We start from the raw sequence: 17,557 nt of genomic DNA, 5'->3' as shown, positions 1-17,557 counted from the left end.
GGTTACCCCGGTTCTCAGGCTTCGAAGCGGTAGCCCATGCCCGGCTCGGTGAGCAGGTGCCGCGGCCGCGAGGGCTCCGGCTCCAGCTTGCGCCGCAGCTGGGCCAGGTAGACCCGCAGGTAGTGGGACTCCGTCTCGTACGACGGCCCCCACACCTCGTGCAGCAGCTGCTTCTGCGCGACCAGCCGGCCGCGGTTGCGGACCAGCAGCTCCAGTACGCCCCATTCGGTCTTGGTCAGGTGGACTTCGCGGCCGTCGCGGCGGACCTTCTTCGCCGCCAGGTCGATGCTGAACGACTCCGTGTCCACCACCGCGTCCACGTCGTCGGCGCCGGCCACCGCGGAACGGCGGACGGCCGCACGCAACCGCGCCAGCAGCTCGTCCATGCCGAACGGCTTGGTGACGTAGTCGTCGGCGCCCGCGTCGAGGGCCTGGACCTTGTCGGCCGAGTCGCCGCGGGCGGACAGGACGATGATCGGGACCGTCGTCCAGCCGCGCAGGCCGGCGATCACCTCGGTGCCGTCGAGGTCGGGCAGGCCGAGGTCGAGCACGACGACGTCGGGCTTGGTCTCGGCGACGGCCTTGAGCGCGGCCGTGCCGTCGTGCGCGGTGATCACCTTGTAGCCGCGGGCGTTGAGGTTGATCCGCAGCGCCCGCACGATCTGCGGCTCGTCGTCCACCACCAGCACGGTGGCCCCGGTGTCGCTCATCGCACCCCCTCTTCGACTTCGTGGTAGCTGACGCTCTCGGCGGGCAGGGACACGACGACCGTGAGGCCGCCGCCGGGGGTGTCCTCGGCGCGGATCGTGCCGCCCATCGCCTCGGTGAACCCCTTCGCGACCGACAGCCCGAGCCCGACCCCGGGTGTCGCGTCCCGGTCGCCGCCGAGGCGCTGGAACGGCGCGAACGCCGAGTCCGCGGTGCCCTTGCGCAACCCCTTGCCGTGGTCGACGATCCGCAGCTCGACGTGGCCGGAGTGGGCGCTGGCCCGGGCCGACACCTTGCCCCCGCCGTGGCGCAGCGCGTTGTCCAGCACGTTCGCCACCACCCGCTCCAGCAGGCCGGGGTCGGCAAGCACGGACGGCAGCTGGTCGTCGACCGCGACGACCACCGCGTCGGAGGCATCCACATTGGACAGTGCGTGCGCGACGACCTCGTCGTAGCCGACCGGGCGCAGGTGCGGCCGCACCGCGCCGGTGGCCAGCCGCGAGGAGTCGAGCAGGTTGTCGATCAGGCCGGCCAGCCGGTCCGCCGACAGCTCGATGGCCTCCATCAGCTCCGCGGTGTCCTCTTCGGACAGCTGCAGATCCGGGGCGCGCAGGCTGCCGATGGACGCCTTGATCGACGTCAGCGGCGTCCGGAGATCGTGCCCGACGGCCGAAAGCAGCGTCGTCCGCAGCTCGGTGGCCTCGGCCTTGCGCTCGGCCTTCAGCGCGGCGTCGGCACTGCGTTGCTGGCGCAACGAAAGCAAGGCCTGCCCGGCAACGGCTTCCAGCACCCGCCGGTCGGCCGCCGGCAGGGCGCGCCCGCGCAACGTGAGGTGGACGTCGGCGGTGACGGCGATGTCGACGTCGGCCTCGTCCGGGTCGGCGCACGGCTGCTCGCCGGCGGTCGCGACGCGGTGCCACTCGCCTTCCCGCTTTTCCAGCAGTGTCACGGACGTCAGCGCGAAGTTCTCGCGGACCTTTTCCAGCAGCCGCTCGATCGGGTTCGCGTGGGTCAGGACCGTCCGCGCGTAGGACGCGAGCAGCGCGGCTTCCGTCCGCGCCCGCGCCGCCTGCGTGGCCCGCCGCGCGGCCTGGTCGACGACCAGCGCGACGAGCACCGCGACGACGACCATCGCGATGAGCGTCACGAGGTTCTGCGGCGTGTGCACGTTCAGCGTGTAGAGCGGCGGCGTGAAGAAGAAGTTGAGCAGCCCGGCCCCGAGCACGGCCGCGATCAGCGCCGGGCCGAGGCCGCCGACCAGGGCGACCACGACCGTGGCCAGCACGTAGGAGATGACGTCGGTGGCGAAGTCGAGGCCGGTGGGCACGAACAGGCCGATGACGGTCACCAGCACCGGCAGCACGACGCTCAGGACCCAGCCGGCGACCAGCCGCGAGAACCCCAGCGGGCTCGCGCCGAGGCGGGCCCGCAACCGGCCGCCCGCCTCGGAATGGGTGACCATGTGGACGTCGATCGGCCCGGACTGGCGGACCACGGTGGCGCCGATGCCCTCGTCGAACAGCCGCGCCACGCGGGAGCGCCGCGAGGTGCCGATCACCAGCTGCGTCGCGTTGACGCCGCGGGCGAAGTCCAGCAGCGCGGTCGGGACGTCGTCGCCGACGACGGTGTGGAAGGTCGCGCCGACCTCCTCGGCCAGCGTGCGGCAGCGGGCGATCGCGGTCGGGCCGAGCCCGGACAGGCCGTCACCGCGCAGGATGTGGACGACCTGCAGCTCGGCCCCGGCCCGGCCGGCGATCCGGCTGGCGCGGCGGATGAGCGTCTCGCTCTCCGGCCCGCCGGTGATGGAGACGACGACGCGTTCGCGCGCTTCCCAGGTGTCGGTGATCTTCTGCTCGGCGCGGTAGCGCTGCAACGCGACGTCGACCTGGTCGGCCACCCACAGCAGGGCCAGCTCGCGCAGCGCGGTGAGGTTGCCGGGGCGGAAGTAGTTGCCGAGCGCGGCGTCGATCCGCTCGGCCGGGTAGACGTTGCCGTGCGCGAGCCGCCGCCGCAGCGCTTCGGGCGTGATGTCGACGAGCTCGAGCTGCTCGGCGCGGCGGACGACCTCGTCGGGCACGGTCTCGTGCTGGGTGACGCCGGTGATCCGCTCGACGACGTCGTTGAGGCTCTGCAGGTGCTGCACGTTGACCGTGGACAGGACGTCGATGCCGGCTTCCAGCAGCTCCTCGACGTCCTGCCAGCGCTTGGCGTTGCGCGAGCCCGGCACGTTGGTGTGCGCGAGCTCGTCGACGACGGCGACCTCCGGGGCGCGGGCCAGGATGGCGTCGACGTCCATCTCCTCGAAGGCCCGGCCGCGGTGCACGACGTGCCGTCGCGGCACGGTTTCCAGGCCTTCGAGCAGCACCGCGGTCTTCTCGCGGCCGTGCGTCTCCACCAGCCCGGCGACGACGTCGGTGCCGCGGTCGAGCCGGCGCCGCGCCTCGCCGAGCATGGCGAAGGTCTTGCCGACGCCCGGAGCCGCGCCGAGGTAGATCCTCAGCTCCCCCCGGCGCGGCTTCTTTGCGGTGGTCACGCTGTCAGTGTGCCCCTCCGGCCGCACCTTGCACGGCCAAGTTGAGCTGGAGCACATTCACCCCGGGGATCCCGATCCCGGCGCCCGACGTGTTCGCCTCGACGAGCTGCTTCACCCGGTCCGCCGGCAACCCCGTCACCCGGGCGACGCGGGCGATCTGGAGGTCGGCGTAGGCCACGCTGATCGACGGGTCGAGCCCGGAGCCCGACGCCGTCACCGCGTCCGGCGGTACCTGATCGGGCGACACCCCTTCGCGCTTCGCGATGGCGTCCTTGCGTTCGCCGATGGTCTTCACCAGGTCCTCGTTGTACGGGCCCTTGTTGGACGCGCCGGACGTCGACGGGTCGCCGGGGCCGAGCGCGTCCTTCGACAGCGCCGAGGGGCGGTTGTGGAACCACGGGTCCTTCGCCGGGTCGGCGGGCACCGGGTCGACGCCGATCAGCGACGACCCGACGGCCTGGCCGTTCTGCGTGACGACCGAGCCTTCGGCGTGGCCCTCCAGCCCCGGGATGCGGGCGATCGCCCACACCCCCAGGGGGTAGAGCACGCCGAGCAGGACGGTCATCACGACCAGCACGCGCAGCCCGGCCCAGGTCTGCTTGACGAGAGTGTTCACGACATTCACCCGATTCCAGGGATGAGGCGCACGAGCAGGTCGATCAGCCAGATCCCGAGGAAGGGGCTGACGATGCCGCCGAGGCCGTAGACGAGCAGGTTGCGGCGCAGCAGCGCGGAGGCCGACGACGGCTTGTACCGCACGCCGCGCAGGGCCAGCGGGATCAGCACGACGATGATCAGCGCGTTGAAGATGACCGCGGAGAGGATCGCCGACCTCGGCGTGGCCAGGTGCATGATGTTGAGCGCGCCGAGCTGGGCGAAGATGCCGGTGAACATCGCCGGCAGGATCGCGAAGTACTTCGCGAGGTCGTTCGCCACGCTGAACGTCGTCAGCGCGCCGCGGGTGATCAGCAGCTGCTTGCCGATCTCGACGATCTCGATCAGCTTCGTCGGGTCGCTGTCGAGGTCGACCATGTTGCCGGCCTCCTTCGCGGCCGACGTGCCGGTGTTCATCGCGACACCGACGTCGGACTGCGCGAGCGCGGGGGCGTCGTTGGTGCCGTCGCCGGTCATCGCGACCAAGCGCCCGCCCTCCTGCTCCTTCTTGATGAGCGCCATCTTGTCTTCGGGCTTGGCCTCGGCGAGGTAGTCGTCGACGCCCGCGTCCGCGGCGATGGCCTTGGCGGTGAGCGGGTTGTCGCCGGTGATCATCACCGTCTTGATGCCCATCGCCCGCAGTTCCTTGAAGCGCTCCTTCATGCCGGGCTTGACGACGTCGGACAGCCGGATCACGCCGTGCACCACGGTGTCCTCGGCAACCACCAGCGGCGTGCCGCCCTGGGCGCTGATCTCGTCGACCACCCGCTCGGTCTCGTCCGGGAACTGCCCGCCGTTGTCGCGCACCCACGCGCGCACGGCACTCGCCGCACCCTTGCGGATCCGCCGGTCGCCGACGTCGAGCCCGCTCATCCGGGTCTGCGCGGTGAACGGGACGAACTCGCCGTGCACGTCGTCACCCGCGTGGGACTCGGTCAGCTCGACGACGCTGCGCCCTTCCGGCGTCTCGTCGGCGAGGCTGGCCAGCCGGGCGGCCCGCGCGAGCTGGTCCGGAGTGGACGTTCCCACGGGGATCAGCTCGGTGGCCCGGCGGTTGCCGAAGGTGATCGTGCCGGTCTTGTCCAGCAGCAGCGTCGAGACGTCGCCCGCGGCCTCGACCGCGCGGCCGGACGTCGCGAGGACGTTGCGCTGCACCAGCCGGTCCATGCCCGCGATGCCGATGGCGCTCAGCAGCGCGCCGATCGTCGTCGGGATCAGGCAGACCAGCAACGCGGTCAGCACGATCACCGACTGCTCGCTGCCGGAGTAGCCGGCCATCGGCTGCAGCGCCACGACGGCGAGCAGGAAGATGATGGTCAGCGTGGCCAGCAGGATGGTCAGCGCGATCTCGTTCGGCGTCTTCTGCCGGGAAGCGCCTTCCACCAACGCGATCATGCGGTCCACGAAGGACTCGCCCGGCTTGGTCGTGATCTTCACGACGATCCGGTCGCTCAGCACGGTCGTGCCGCCGGTGACGGCGCTGCGGTCACCACCCGACTCGCGGATGACCGGCGCGGACTCACCGGTGATGGCCGACTCGTCGACGGTCGCGATGCCCTCGACGACGTCGCCGTCACCCGGGATCACCTGGCCGGCCTCGACGACCACGAGGTCGCCGATCTTCAGCTCGACACCCGGAACCTGCTCCTCGCCGTTCGCGGTGAGCCGGCGGGCGACGGTCTCCTTCTTCGACCGGCGCAGGGATTCCGCCTGCGCCTTGCCGCGCCCTTCGGCGACGGCCTCGGCGAGGTTCGCGAACAGGACCGTGAACCACAGCCAGATCGCGATCAGGATGGTGAACACGCTCGGGTCGGTGACCGCGAAGACGGTGGTCAGCGCCGAGCCGACCCACACCACGAACATCACCGGGTTGGCGAGCTGGTGCTTGGGGTTGAGCTTCCGGAAGGCGTCCGGGAGGGACGTCCAGAGCTGGCGGGGGCTGAACACGCCCGCGCCGACCCGGCCGGTGTGCTCCTGGTGGGTCACCTGAGGTCGTTCTTCGGTGACGGTCATGCGAGTGCCTCCGCGATGGGCCCGAGCGCGAGCGCCGGGATGAACGTGAGGGCCGCGACGAGCACCACCGTGCCGGTGAGCATGGTGGCGAACAGCGGCCCGGTGGTGGGCAGCGTCCCCGCGGTCTCGGGGACCTTCTTCTGCGCGGCCAGGGAACCGGCCAGGCAGAGCACGGCGACGATCGGGATGAAGCGGCCGAACGCCATGGCGACGCCGAACGACGACTGGAACCAGTCGCTCGTCGCGGTCAGGCCGCCGAACGCGCTGCCGTTGTTGTTGCCGGTCGAGGCGTAGCCGTAGAGGATCTCGGACAGGCCGTGCGCGCCGCTGTTGCCGAGCGCACCCGCCGTGTCCGGCAGCATCAGGGCGATGCCCGCGCCGAGCAGCACGACCGTCGGCATGGCCAGCATCGAGATCGCCGCGCAGGTGACCTCGCGCTTGCCGAGCTTCTTGCCCAGGTACTCCGGCGTCCGCCCGACCATCAGGCCGGCCAGGAACATCGCGATGATGGCCATCACGAGGATGCCGTAGAGCCCGGTGCCGACGCCGCCCGGCGAGATCTCGCCGTAGAGCATGTTCAGCAGCGGACCACCGCCGCCGAGCCCCGAGAGACTGTCATGGGCGCCGTTGATCGCGCCCGTGGACGTGCCTGTGGTGGTGTCGGCGAAGATCGACGTGCCCGAGATGCCGAACCGCTGCTCCTTGCCCTCCATGCTCGCCCCCGCGGCCAGCGCGGCCGGGTTGCTCGCCTTGGCCTCGGAGAACCAGATGATCGCCAGCGACGCGGCCCAGAGCAGGCTCATCACGCCGAGCAGGACGTAACCCTGCTTGGGCTTGCCGACGAGTTTGCCGAACGTGCGGGTCAGGCTGACCGGGATCACCAGGATCAGGAACAGCTCGATCAGGTTCGTCCAGGCGTTGGGGTTCTCGAACGGGTGAGCCGAGTTGGCGTTGAGGATGCCGCCGCCGTTGGTGCCGAGTTCCTTGATCGCCTCCTGGCTCGCCGCCGGGGCCAGCGCGATGGTGCTCTGGCTGCCGTCGGGGTTGGTGACGGCGACGCCCGCCTTGAGGCTCTGCACGACGCCGAGGGCGATCAGCACGAGCGCGAACACGAAGGCCATCGGCAGCAGGACGCGGACGGTGCCGCGCGTGAGGTCCACCCAGAAGTTGCCGAGCCGGTCGGTCCGCGAGCGGATGAACCCGCGGGTCAGCGCGATGGCCACGGCCAGGCCGACCCCCGCGGACAGGAAGTTCTGCACGGTGAGCCCGGCCATCTGCACGAAGTGGCCCATCGTCGTCTCGGGGACGTAGGACTGCCAGTTCGTGTTGGTGACGAACGAGATCGCCGTGTTGAACGCGACGCCGGGGCTCACCGAGCCGCGGCCCAGGCCCCACGGCAGGATCGGCTGCAGCCGCTGCAGCAGGTAGAGCAGGACGACCGAGACGAACGAGAAGCCGAGCACGCCGGCGGCGTAGGTCGGCCACCGCTGCTCGGAGTCCGGGTTGACCCGGAAGAGCTTGTAAAGCCCCTTCTCGAGCTTCAGGTGCTTCTCGGTGGAGAAGACGCGCGCCATGTAGTCGCCGAGCGGCTTGTAGACCACGGCGAGGGCGACGAGGAGGAGGCCAAGCTGTATGAGCCCGGCCGTCGTGTCAGTCATTCTTGCCCCTCCGCGGGGATGAGTACGTCGGGGCGCATCAGAATTTCTCCGGCCTGATCAAGGCGACGAACAGGTAAACGAGAAGGCCCAGCGCCAGCAGTCCGCCGACGACGTTGGCCACGGTGCCCGCGCCACTCACAGCTTCTCCAAGCCACGCAGGGCCAGCGCGATAACCACGAAGATGCCGATCATCAGAACGGCGTAGAGCAAGTCGGCCACTAGGCACCTCTCAGGACAGGTCACCGCTTTCGGTGACCAGGGACGACGCAACTGTGCGGCTGCGAGAGGCCGTTGCGGAGGTCGGCTGACGGCGCGTTAACGCCGTCCTGATGCGCATTTACGCCGTCTTTATGGCGGGTGGCGCCGGTCACGCAAGCGTTTGCCCCTCACCTGGGTACCGCCACGGGCGGTAAGTGACCAACAGCACAACGCGTGACCGAATGAGTGCGGAACGTGCAATTCGGGCAGACAAGATCTTCGCGCCGTGTTACACCTGTGTTACCGATAGTTGTACTAGCTAAGTAAATGCTTGGAGGGGTCCATATGTGCGGTATCGCCGGCTGGGTTTCCTACGACGCCGACCTCACCCGCCGTCAGGACGTGGTCGACGCCATGACGGAGACCATGGCCTGCCGCGGCCCGGACGACGTGGGCACCTGGGTGCGCACACACGTCGCCCTGGGTCACCGGCGGCTGGCCATCATCGATCTGCCCGGTGGCCGGCAGCCGATGTCCGTGCACACGCCGAACGGCGACGTCGCGATGGTCTACAGCGGTGAGACCTACAACTTCACCGAGCTCAAGGACGAGCTCACGAAGCTGGGCCACAAGTGGGAGACCGACAGCGACACCGAAGTCGTCCTGCACGGCTACCTGCAGTGGGGCGACGCGGTCGTCGACCACCTCAACGGCATGTACGCCTTCGCGATCTGGGACGAGCGCGACGACCGGCTCGTGATGATCCGCGACCGGATGGGCATCAAGCCGTTCTACTACTACCCGACGGCCGACGGCGTCCTGTTCGGCTCCGAGCCGAAGGCGATCCTGGCGAACCCGCTCGCGAAGAAGGTCGTCGACACCGACGGCATGCGGGAGCTGCTGGCGTTCACCAAGCGCCCCGGCTGGTCGCTGTGGAAGGACATGGAAGAGGTCCAGCCCGGCACCATCGTCACCGTGTCGCGCGAGGGCATCCGGACCCGCACGTACTGGAAGCTCGACGCGAAGCAGCACACGGACGACCAGGAGACCACGGTCGAGCGCGTCCGCGAGCTGATGACCGACATCGTGCACCGCCAGATGGTCGCCGACGTCCCGCGCTGCGTGCTGCTGTCCGGCGGGCTCGACTCGAGTGCCGTCACCGGCCTCGCCGCCGCGCGGCTGGCCGAGCAGGGTGAGCAGCTGCGCACGTTCTCCGTCGACTTCTTCGGCCAGGAGGAGAACTTCAAGCCGGACGAGATGCGCGACACCGCGGACTCGCCGTTCATCCGCGACGTCGCGGACCTGGTCGGCTCCGCGCACCAGGACGTCATGCTCAACCCGTCGGAGCTGAGCGACCCGGCGGTGCGGCGCGCGGTGCTGAAGGCCCGTGACATCCCGGCCGGGCTCGGCGACATGGACACGTCGCTGTACCTGCTGTTCAAGGCGATCCGCGGCGAGTCGACGGTGGCCCTGTCCGGCGAGTCGGCCGACGAGGTGTTCGGCGGTTACCGCTGGTTCCACGACGAGAAGGCCGTCAACGCGGACACGTTCCCGTGGCTGGCGTTCCGGTCGTCGATGATGGACGAGCGGGCGTCGCTGTACACGCCGGAACTGGTCCGCAAGCTGAACCTCGAGGCCTACGTCGCCGACCAGTACGCGACGGCCGTGGCCGGGGTCGAGCACCTCGACGGCGAGTCCGAGCGCGAGGCGCGGATGCGGACGATCTGCAACCTGCACCTGACCCGGTTCGTGCGGATGCTGCTCGACCGCAAGGACCGCGCGTCGATGGCGGTGGGCCTGGAGGTCCGCGTCCCGTTCTGCGACCACCGGCTGGTCGAGTACGTCTACAACACGCCGTGGTCGCTGAAGACGTTCGACGGCCGGGAGAAGAGCCTGCTGCGGCACGCGACCAAGCACGTGCTGCCGGACTCGGTGCGGGACCGCGTGAAGAGCCCGTACCCCTCGACGCAGGACCCGGGTTACGCGGCGGCGTTGCAGCAGCAGGTCAAGGAGGTCCTCGCGGAGCCGAACCACTCGGTGTTCGGGCTGGTCGACAAGGCGTGGGCGCACCGGGTGTCCGAAGTGGACCCGGCGACCATGGACCCGGCCGCCCGGATCGGCCTGGACCGGCTGCTCGACCTGTACCACTGGATCGACATGTACCACCCCACGCTCGAACTCGCTTGACCTCAAGTCCTCTTGAGGTACCAGGCTGGGTGGCATGAAGGTGCTGCTGTTCGGCCGCAACCCGGCCACGGTCTCGAGGGTGACGGCGGCGCTGTCCGCGGCGGGTCTCGCCGCGGACGGCGTCGCTTCGGAGCAAGCGGCGCTGTCTCGGCTGGGCTTGGTGGACGCGCTGGTGCTGGGCGCGGGGGTGGTGGGCCCGCTGCGTGAACGCCTGACGGCGGCTGCGGTGCGTCACGGCGTGACGTGGGTGCAGGGGCCGCACATCCTGCCGGAGCGGGACGCGCTGGAGTACGTGCGCACGGAGATCCTGCCGAGGCTGATCCGCGGCTGAGCCGGTGGTCCTGCCCGCCCCGCGGCGGGGACCCGGGCCGAACCCGCGTCCCCGCCCGGGCCGGTCAGGTCGACGGAACCGGGACGAGGTCCCAGACCTGGTCCGGGAACTGCGGCAAGCAGTCGAACTGCGCGGCGGGCGAGCCGTTGGTGTTGTTCGACCCGAACACCACCGCGCACCGGTTCGTGCCCAGGTTGCGCAGCTGGACACCGCCGGTCACGCTGACCACGTCCCACCGCTGGTCGGCGAACTGCGGCAGGCAGTCGTACTGCGTGAGCGCCGCGCCGTTGGTGTTGTCCGACGCGTGCGCGACCAGGCACCGCTTGGTGGCGTGGTCGCGCAGCAGGAAACCGCCCGCGGGCTGCGGGTCGAGCTCCCAGGCCTGGTCCGCGAAGCTCGCCGTGCAGTCGTACTGGAACGCCGGTGCGTCGTTGACGTTGTTCGAACCCTGCACGGCCAGGCAGCGCTGCGAGAACTTGTTGACCGCCTGGACCGTGTCCGGCCGGCCGGAGACCTCCCAGACCTGGTCCGCGAACTGGGGCAGGCAGTCGAACTGCGCGGCCGGGGAGCCGTTGCGGTCGTCCGACCCGAACACCACCGCGCACCGGCCGGTCACGCGGTTGCGCAGCTGGACGCCGCCGTCGACCGGGACGACGTCCCACAGCTGGTCGGCGAACTGAGGCAGGCAGTCGAACTGGATCAGCGGCGCACCGTTGACGTTGTTCGCGCTGTGCACGATCAGGCAGCGCTTCGTGAAGTGGTTGCGCAGCAGCACGCCACCCGCGGGCTGCGGCTCGAGCTCCCACGCCTGGTCGTCGTAGGCGGCCGGGCAGTCGTGCTGGAACGCGGGCGCGTCGTTGACGTTGTTCGCGCCCAGCACGGCCAGGCAGCGGTGGGAGAAGTGGTTGGCAAACCGGACGGTCCGGGGCGCGACCTGGTCGGCGATCCAGCCGGCGATGTCGTCCGTGCGGGCCGCGACGGAACCCTGCCGCGTCCCGGTGACGGCCAGGCAGTGGTGCTGCCACGACCCGGTCGCGACGCCCGCGAGCTCGACCCGGCCGTTCAGCGAACGCAGCAGCGGGCCGCCGGCGTCGCCGAGGCACGCGTCGTCGCCGGTCGGGCTGGTCAGCGGGATCGTCGTCGACGTGGCGGTACCGGTCGTGAACGGCGCGGTCGCCAGGCGGTCGGGGACCCATTCGGTGGTGGTGCGGCCGAAGCCGTCCAGCCGCAGGGTTTCCGCGGCCGCCGGGGCCGTGGTCCCCACCGGCAGCGGCGCGACGCCGGGCACCGGGTAGGAGAGCTTGGCCAGCGCGACGTCCCGGTCGGCGCGGGCGACCACCGAGGTGACCCGCAGGACCTGGCCGGCGTTCGTGCGGAGGTCGGCCCGCCCGACGACCACCGTGGCGGGCTTCGCGGGCGGGGCGGGCTGGGCGCCGGCGCCGGGCAGGCACGCGGCGGCCGTGACTATCCACTGTGGAGCGACGAGCGCGGCGGTGCAGGACGCCGTGTCCGTCGTGATCTTGGCGGCGAACCGGTCGGCGCCGTCCTGGACCGGCTGACCGCCCGCCAGTGCCGAAGCGGACGCCGGGACGAGGAGCGCACCGGCGGCGGCGAGCACCGCGGCGAGCAGGACTCTGTGTCTTCGCATGCTGAACTACCCCTGGGTCGAGTGGAACCACCGGACAGACCGGGCGTCGGCACACGGCGTCGGCGGGGAAGCCCTTCGGGCGTTCCCGGTCCCCCTCGTCGTGCGGCCCTCCCCGGCCGCTGCGCCGAGACTAGCGGTCCCGGACATCGGGACATCAACCTCACGAACCGCCCTTTCCGGCCCTGACCTGCCCGGACGCCCGGCGGGACCCGGCGATTCGGCCATTCCGGGGATTGTTGGTGAACCAGGCCATACGGGGTGCCCTCCGCCGGGCGCCAGTGACACCACGTCACCGGTGCTCGTGACGCCGGCACACTGCCCGGACCGCGTCCGGTGCACTGGAATCGGGGCATGTCCACGACACCGATGAAGAAGATGCTGCTGGCGGCCGCCGTCGTCGCGGGCACGGCGACCGCGGTGGTGCCCGCCGCCTCCGCCGCGCCGGCGGCAAGCGGGCTGAAGTGGGGGCCCTGTCCGGCCGGCGCGTTCCCCACGCCCGATCTGGAGTGCACCACGCTGCCGGTTCCCTTGGACTACCGCGACCCCGGCGGCCGCAAGATCGACATCGCCGTCTCGCGCCTGCCGAGCAAGCACCCCGAAAAGCGGCGCGGCGTGCTGTTCACGAACCCCGGCGGCCCCGGCGTCGAAGGGCTGGACTACCCGCAGCTGCTGGCCATCCCGAGCCTGCCGGCGCCGCTGCCGCAGAGCGTGCGGGACCAGTACGACGTCATCGGTTTCGACCCGCGCGGCATCGGGCACAGCTCGCCCGTGACCTGCGATCTGACGCCGGAGCAGCAGGCGACCGGCAACCTACCCTACCCCGAGAACCCCGCCGACGTCGTCAAGCAGGCGCAGGACTCGAAGGCCGTGGCCCAGCAGTGCGCGACGTCCGGCACCGGCTGGATGCTGCCGCACGTGACCACGGCGAACACCGCGCGGGACATGGACCGCATCCGGGAGGCGCTGGGCGAGCCCGCACTCTCCTACCTGGGCGCGTCCTACGGCACGTACCTCGGCGCGGTCTACACGACGATGTTCCCGCGGCGCGGCGACAAGATCGTGCTCGACAGCAACCTCGGGCCCGGCGGCTACGACATCGACGCGATGCGCGCCTTCTCCCAGGGCCTGAAGGACCGGTTCCCGGACTTCGCGAAGTTCGTGGTGGCGCACCCGGAGTACGGGCTGGGCACCACTCCCGCCCAGGTGACCGCCAAGTTCTTCGAGCTGGCCGACCGCCTGGAGAAGGCGCCGGTCGCGGGGATCGACGGCTCGGCCTTCCGCGGGCTGGCGTTCAGCTACTCCTACGGCGACGCGCAGTTCCCGGACCTCGCCGCGGCGTGGCAGGCGCTGGACAAGGGTGAGACGCCGAAGCTCACGGGCGAGGTCACCGAGAACATGCTGGCGGCCCGGCTCGCCGTGGTCTGCACCGACTCGCGCTGGCCGCGGTCGGTGGCGACCTACCAGGCCAACGTGGCGATCGACCGGATCCGCTACCCGATGCTCGGCGCCGCCACGGCGAACATCTCGCCGTGCGCGTACTGGACGACCCCGGCCACCGAGCCGAAGGTGCGGATCACCGGCAACGGCCCGTCGAACGTGCTCCTGGTGCAGAACCAGCGTGACCCGGGCACCCCGCTGGTGAACGCCCGCAAGCTGCGCGCGGCCTTCGGGGACCGGGCCCGGATGGTGACCGCCGACGAGGGCGGCCACGGCGTCTACGTGGTCGCGGGGAACCAGTGCGCCAACACCGCGGTGACCGACTTCCTGGTGACGGGCGAGCGCCCGGCGCGCGACACCTTCTGCGCGGCGGAAACGCACTGACCGAGGGCCCGGCCGATCAGCGGTGATCGGCCGGGCTCAACCGCCTGGCACGCAGGCCGGCCAGTGCGCGGAGGAACCGGACGTACGGCGACCAGCGAACCGGCCGGTCGACCCGGCCGGTCACCGCCAGCTCGGCGCGGTCCAGGAGTTGTTCCAGCAGCGCGTCGTGCAGGGGGCGGAACACCAGGGGCCAGCTCAGCCGGGCCCAGCCGTGGAGCGTCCCGGCCAGGACGTGGGTCAGCGAGTCACCCGAAATCGTGAACTCGTGGAAGCCGTGCATGCCGGCCGGGGCGGTGAAACGGAACCGCAGGCGATCAGGCTCGGCTTCCTCGAGCACGTAGCGGACGGGACCGTGGCCCGCCGTCGTGCCGGGGACCGGCGGGCCGTCGAGGCGGGTGGGCGGCCAGTCGGCGACCGGCCACAGCCGGTCGCCGGGGGTGCCGAGGGTGGCCAGCAGCTCGGGCGGCACGGGGTGCGGGAACCGCCGGGTGTGGACGTTGCGGACCATGGCGCGAACCTCCGTTCTGGAGACTGTCCTCCAGAACTTATCAGAGGATAGTCTCCAGAACCATGGGCAGGCCCGCGACGCACACCCCAGCGCAGTTCCTCGACGCCGCCACGGCGTTGTTCGCCGAAGGCGGCGCCCGCGCGGTCACGATGGCCGCGACGGCCAAGGCCACCGGCGCGCCGAACGGCTCGATCTACCACCGCTTCCCGGACCGCCCGGCCCTCCTGGCCGCGCTCTGGCTCCGCACCCTGCGCGACTTCCAGGACCTGTTCGTCGAAACGCTGGGCGACGCGGCCTCGGTGGACGCGGCGGTCGAGGCCGCGACGAGCGTCGTCCGCTGGTGCCGCAAGCACCCCGACGGCGCGCGGGTTCTCGACGCGGGCAAGCAGGCCTTCGGCCCCGCCGACTGGTCACCCGAGGCCGTCACCGAGGTGACCGCCGCGGAGGAGGAACTCCGCAAGGTCCTGAAACGCGCGACACTCGCGCTGCCCCCGCTCACCGGCTGCACCGACGAGGACGTGGTGCTGGCCCTGGTCGAGATCCCGCGCGCGGTCGTCCACCGCTACCTCTCGACCGGCCGCACCCCGCCACCGAAGGCCGCCGACCTGGTCGAACGCACAGTCCGCAAACTCCTCCGCCCGTGATCAGAAGGTCGACACGCGTGATTGGCGGGTCGACACGCGTGATTGGCGCGACGACACGACCAGCTCGCGGCGTGTCGTCCCCCTGATCACGCGTGTCGGCTTCGCAATCACGCGTGTCGACCTCTCCGTCACGGAGTCAGCGGCGGACCTCTGTCAGCTTCACCGGGCGGCGCTCCCGCCGCGAGACCTCGCAGGCTTCGGCGATGTAGAACGCTTCGAGCGCGTCAGCCGCGACGCACGGCGAAGGGGCGCGATCGGCCACGACGTCGAGGAACGCTCGCAGTTCCGTGGTGTACGCCGGGCGGAAGCGCTCCATGAAACCCGGGTACGGCGGGCCCGGCAGCAGCGGGACGCCCGGTTCGACCGACCGGAGCGGCGCGCGGTCGTCCATGCCGACCACGACGTTCGCGGCCGAGCCCAGCGCCTCCAGGCGGACGTCGTAACCCGCGCCGTTGTAGCGGGTCAGCGACACCGTCGCCAACGTGCCGTCGTCCAGGGTGAGGGTCGCCGCCGCCGTGTCGACGTCGCCCGCGTCCGCGAAGAACTGCTCACCGCGGTTGGCACCGATCGCGTAAACCTCCGCGACCTCGCGGCCGCTCACCCAGCGGATGATGTCGAAGTCGTGGACCCCGCAGTCGCGGAACAGCCCGCCCGAGTGGGCGACGTACTCCGCCGGCGGGGGCGCCGGGTCAAACGTCGTCGCGCGAAGGGTGTGCAACCAGCCCAGCTCCCCCGACGCGACGGCCGCCCGGGCTGCCGCGTACCCCGCGTCGAACCGGCGCTGGAACCCGATCTGGACCGGAACGTCCGACGCGCCGATCCGGTCGATCACCGCCAGGGTGCCGGGGATGTCGGCCGCGACCGGCTTCTCGCAGAACACCGGCAGGCCCGCGTCGACCGCCGCGATGATCAGCCCCGGATGGGCGTCGGTGGCCGCGGTGACGACCAGGCCGTCGAGGCCCGCGGCGAACAGCCCCTCGATGCTCGCCGCGACCTCCACTCCCAGCTTCGCCCCCGCGGCCTGGGCGCGCGCGGTGTCGACGTCGGCCACCACGACCGACTCGACCTCGTCGAACCCCTTGAGCGTCTCCGCGTGCGCGGTGCCGATCCGCCCGGTGCCCGCCAGTCCCAACCTCATCGTCGTAAACCCTCCTGTGTCCTGAAGATCAGCCGTGCGTGGGGAAGCCCAGGTCGACGCCTTGCGCCTGACGCGGCCAGCGTGACGTGACGGCTTTCGCCCGCGTGTAGAACCGGACGCCCTCGGCGCCGTGGACGTGGGTGTCGCCGAACAGCGAGTCCTTCCAGCCGCCGAAGGAGTAGTAGGCCATCGGGACCGGGATCGGGACGTTGATGCCGACCATGCCCACCTGCACCCGGCGCTCGAACTCGCGCGCGGCCAGGCCGTCGGTGGTGAAGATCGCCGTGCCGTTGCCGTACGGGTTGGCGTTCACCAGCGCGAGCGCCTCCTCGAAGCTGTCCGCGCGGACGACCACCAGCACCGGGCCGAAGATCTCGTCGGTGTAGACGGACATGTCGGTCGTGACGTGGTCGAACAGCGTCGGCCCGACCCAGAACCCGTCGCCGGGCCCGTCGAACGTGCGGCCGTCGACGACCAGGGACGCGCCCGCCTTCTCCCCCTCGTCCACATAGGACAGGATCCGGTCGCGCGCGGCGCCGGTGACCACCGGCCCCATCTGTGACGCCGAGTCCGTGCCCGGGCCCGTCTTCAGCTCGCGGGTCCGTGACGCGATCGCCTCGACCAATTCGTCACCGCGGTCGCCGACCGCCACGACGACCGAGATCGCCATGCACCGCTCCCCCGCGCTGCCGTAGCCCGCGGACACCGCCGCGTCGGCCGCACCGTCGAGGTCGGCGTCCGGGAGCACGACCATGTGGTTCTTCGCGCCGCCGAGGGCCTGGACGCGCTTGCCCGCGGCCGTGCCGGTTTCGTAGACGTGGCGGGCGATCGGCGTCGACCCGACGAACGACACCCCGGCGATGTCGGGGTGCACGAGCAGCGCGTTGACCGCCTCGGCGTCCCCCTGGACGACGTTGAGCACGCCCGGCGGCAGCCCGGCCTCGGCGAACAGCTCGGCGAGCCGGACCGACGCCGACGGGTCGCGGTCGGACGGCTTGAGCACGAACGTGTTGCCGCACGCGATGGCGATCGGGAACATCCACATCGGCACCATCACCGGGAAGTTGAACGGCGTGATGCCGGCGACGACCCCGAGCGGCTGGCGCAGCGAGTACGCGTCGATGCCGCGGGAGACCTGGTCGGAGCGCTCGCCCTTGAGGACCTGGGCGATGCCGCAGGCGAACTCGACGACCTCGAGGCCGCGCTGCACCTCACCGGCGGCGTCCGACAGCACCTTGCCGTGCTCCGCGGTGATCAGCGCGGCGAGTTCGCCGCGGTGCGCGTCGACCAGTTCGCGGAACTTGAACAGGATGCGGGTGCGGGCCGACAGCGAGCTGTCGGACCAGTCGAGCGACGCCTTGACCGCCGACGCCACCGCGGCGTCCACGTCGGCCGGACCGGCCAGGACGACCTGCCGGGACACCTCGCCGGTCGCGGGCTGGAAGACGTCGCCCCGACGGGACGTCACCCCGGCGGTGCGGGCGCCGTCGATCCAGTGCGGGACGGGTTCGGACAC

14 protein-coding genes are annotated in these 17,557 nt (G+C 71.2%); 4 read left to right on the top strand and 10 right to left on the bottom strand.

All coding sequences use genetic code 11. From position 1 onward, the window contains the following. Window positions 1-14: 14 nt before the first annotated feature. The 6 genes from ACIOD2_RS25115 to kdpF are packed head-to-tail and all read right to left on the bottom strand — an operon-like array spanning window position 15 to window position 7,705. Entirely contained in the window at window positions 15-710 is a 696-nt protein-coding gene (locus tag ACIOD2_RS25115) for a response regulator (RefSeq protein ID WP_400542458.1), read from the bottom strand. Then, window positions 707-3,241 carry a DUF4118 domain-containing protein gene (locus tag ACIOD2_RS25110; RefSeq protein ID WP_400542455.1) on the bottom strand — a complete coding sequence of 845 codons (2,535 nt, stop codon included), beginning with the start codon at window positions 3,239-3,241 and terminating at the stop codon, window positions 707-709. Before ACIOD2_RS25110 ends, ACIOD2_RS25115 begins: the two co-directional genes overlap by 4 nt. A gap of 4 nt (window positions 3,242-3,245) precedes the next feature. Beyond that, entirely contained in the window at window positions 3,246-3,857 is a 612-nt protein-coding gene (locus ACIOD2_RS25105) for a potassium-transporting ATPase subunit C (RefSeq protein WP_400542452.1), read from the bottom strand. Window positions 3,858-3,862: 5 nt separating this feature from the next. Then, on the bottom strand, window positions 3,863-5,908 hold the full coding sequence (gene kdpB, locus ACIOD2_RS25100; protein WP_400542449.1) for a potassium-transporting ATPase subunit KdpB: 2,046 nt from the start codon (window positions 5,906-5,908) through the stop codon (window positions 3,863-3,865). Next, a complete protein-coding gene (kdpA, locus tag ACIOD2_RS25095; protein WP_400542447.1) occupies window positions 5,905-7,566 on the bottom strand; it encodes a potassium-transporting ATPase subunit KdpA in 1,662 nt (553 codons plus the stop codon). The genes kdpB and kdpA overlap by 4 nt, the downstream gene beginning before the upstream one ends. A gap of 37 nt (window positions 7,567-7,603) precedes the next feature. Further along, entirely contained in the window at window positions 7,604-7,705 is a 102-nt protein-coding gene (gene kdpF / locus ACIOD2_RS25090) for a K(+)-transporting ATPase subunit F (protein WP_247062298.1), read from the bottom strand. Between the two features lie 404 nt (window positions 7,706-8,109). Here kdpF and asnB point away from each other — a divergent pair, with 404 nt between their 5' ends. Both asnB and ACIOD2_RS25080 read left to right on the top strand, forming a co-directional pair. Continuing rightward, the gene (gene asnB / locus ACIOD2_RS25085; protein ID WP_400542442.1) at window positions 8,110-9,951 is read left to right on the top strand and encodes an asparagine synthase (glutamine-hydrolyzing); all 1,842 of its coding nucleotides are present in this window, start codon (window positions 8,110-8,112) and stop codon (window positions 9,949-9,951) included. Between the two features lie 34 nt (window positions 9,952-9,985). Then, window positions 9,986-10,282 (top strand): hypothetical protein, encoded by a 297-nt coding sequence (locus ACIOD2_RS25080; protein ID WP_400542439.1) that lies wholly within the window; start codon window positions 9,986-9,988, stop codon window positions 10,280-10,282. A gap of 64 nt (window positions 10,283-10,346) precedes the next feature. On the opposite strand, the gene ACIOD2_RS25075 is transcribed toward ACIOD2_RS25080, so the two are convergent. After that, a complete protein-coding gene (locus tag ACIOD2_RS25075) occupies window positions 10,347-11,930 on the bottom strand; it encodes an RICIN domain-containing protein (RefSeq protein ID WP_400542436.1) in 1,584 nt (527 codons plus the stop codon). 366 nt (window positions 11,931-12,296) lie between these two features. Here ACIOD2_RS25075 and ACIOD2_RS25070 point away from each other — a divergent pair, with 366 nt between their 5' ends. Beyond that, on the top strand, window positions 12,297-13,751 hold the full coding sequence (locus ACIOD2_RS25070; protein WP_400543247.1) for an alpha/beta hydrolase: 1,455 nt from the start codon (window positions 12,297-12,299) through the stop codon (window positions 13,749-13,751). 16 nt (window positions 13,752-13,767) lie between these two features. Here the strand turns inward: ACIOD2_RS25070 and ACIOD2_RS25065 are convergent, their stop codons facing one another. Beyond that, window positions 13,768-14,259 carry an SRPBCC family protein gene (locus ACIOD2_RS25065; protein WP_400542433.1) on the bottom strand — a complete coding sequence of 164 codons (492 nt, stop codon included), beginning with the start codon at window positions 14,257-14,259 and terminating at the stop codon, window positions 13,768-13,770. A gap of 62 nt (window positions 14,260-14,321) precedes the next feature. On the opposite strand from ACIOD2_RS25065, the gene ACIOD2_RS25060 reads away from it, so the two are divergent. Beyond that, a complete protein-coding gene (locus ACIOD2_RS25060) occupies window positions 14,322-14,903 on the top strand; it encodes a TetR/AcrR family transcriptional regulator (protein WP_400542430.1) in 582 nt (193 codons plus the stop codon). 136 nt (window positions 14,904-15,039) lie between these two features. Here ACIOD2_RS25060 and ACIOD2_RS25055 read toward each other — a convergent pair whose 3' ends face one another. Together ACIOD2_RS25055 and ACIOD2_RS25050 are read right to left on the bottom strand one after the other, a co-directional pair. Continuing rightward, window positions 15,040-16,041, bottom strand: a complete 1,002-nt coding sequence (locus ACIOD2_RS25055) for a Gfo/Idh/MocA family oxidoreductase (RefSeq protein WP_400542427.1) — start codon at window positions 16,039-16,041, stop codon at window positions 15,040-15,042. A 28-nt stretch (window positions 16,042-16,069) separates the two neighbouring features. Then, window positions 16,070-17,557 (bottom strand): CoA-acylating methylmalonate-semialdehyde dehydrogenase, encoded by a 1,488-nt coding sequence (locus ACIOD2_RS25050; RefSeq protein WP_400542424.1) that lies wholly within the window; start codon window positions 17,555-17,557, stop codon window positions 16,070-16,072.

This window comes from Amycolatopsis sp. NPDC088138, assembly GCF_044741685.1.
Taxonomy (GTDB): Bacteria; Actinomycetota; Actinomycetes; order Mycobacteriales; family Pseudonocardiaceae; genus Amycolatopsis.
Note: the sequence above shows the minus strand (reverse complement) of the source record. Positions and strands in the feature narration are given on the sequence as shown.

Excerpts from the sequence above, each read along its gene's own strand:
- asnB (WP_400542442.1), top strand. The coding sequence starts at position 8,110 with ATGTGCGGTATCGCCGGCTGGGTTTCCTACGACGCCGACCTCACCCGC.
- ACIOD2_RS25060 (WP_400542430.1), top strand. The coding sequence starts at position 14,322 with ATGGGCAGGCCCGCGACGCACACCCCAGCGCAGTTCCTCGACGCCGCC.
- kdpA (WP_400542447.1), bottom strand. The coding sequence starts at position 7,566 with ATGACTGACACGACGGCCGGGCTCATACAGCTTGGCCTCCTCCTCGTC.
- ACIOD2_RS25055 (WP_400542427.1), bottom strand. The coding sequence starts at position 16,041 with ATGAGGTTGGGACTGGCGGGCACCGGGCGGATCGGCACCGCGCACGCG.
- kdpB (WP_400542449.1), bottom strand. The coding sequence starts at position 5,908 with ATGACCGTCACCGAAGAACGACCTCAGGTGACCCACCAGGAGCACACC.
- ACIOD2_RS25070 (WP_400543247.1), top strand. The coding sequence starts at position 12,297 with ATGAAGAAGATGCTGCTGGCGGCCGCCGTCGTCGCGGGCACGGCGACC.
- ACIOD2_RS25065 (WP_400542433.1), bottom strand. The coding sequence starts at position 14,259 with ATGGTCCGCAACGTCCACACCCGGCGGTTCCCGCACCCCGTGCCGCCC.
- ACIOD2_RS25075 (WP_400542436.1), bottom strand. The coding sequence starts at position 11,930 with ATGCGAAGACACAGAGTCCTGCTCGCCGCGGTGCTCGCCGCCGCCGGT.
- ACIOD2_RS25115 (WP_400542458.1), bottom strand. The coding sequence starts at position 710 with ATGAGCGACACCGGGGCCACCGTGCTGGTGGTGGACGACGAGCCGCAG.
- ACIOD2_RS25080 (WP_400542439.1), top strand. The coding sequence starts at position 9,986 with ATGAAGGTGCTGCTGTTCGGCCGCAACCCGGCCACGGTCTCGAGGGTG.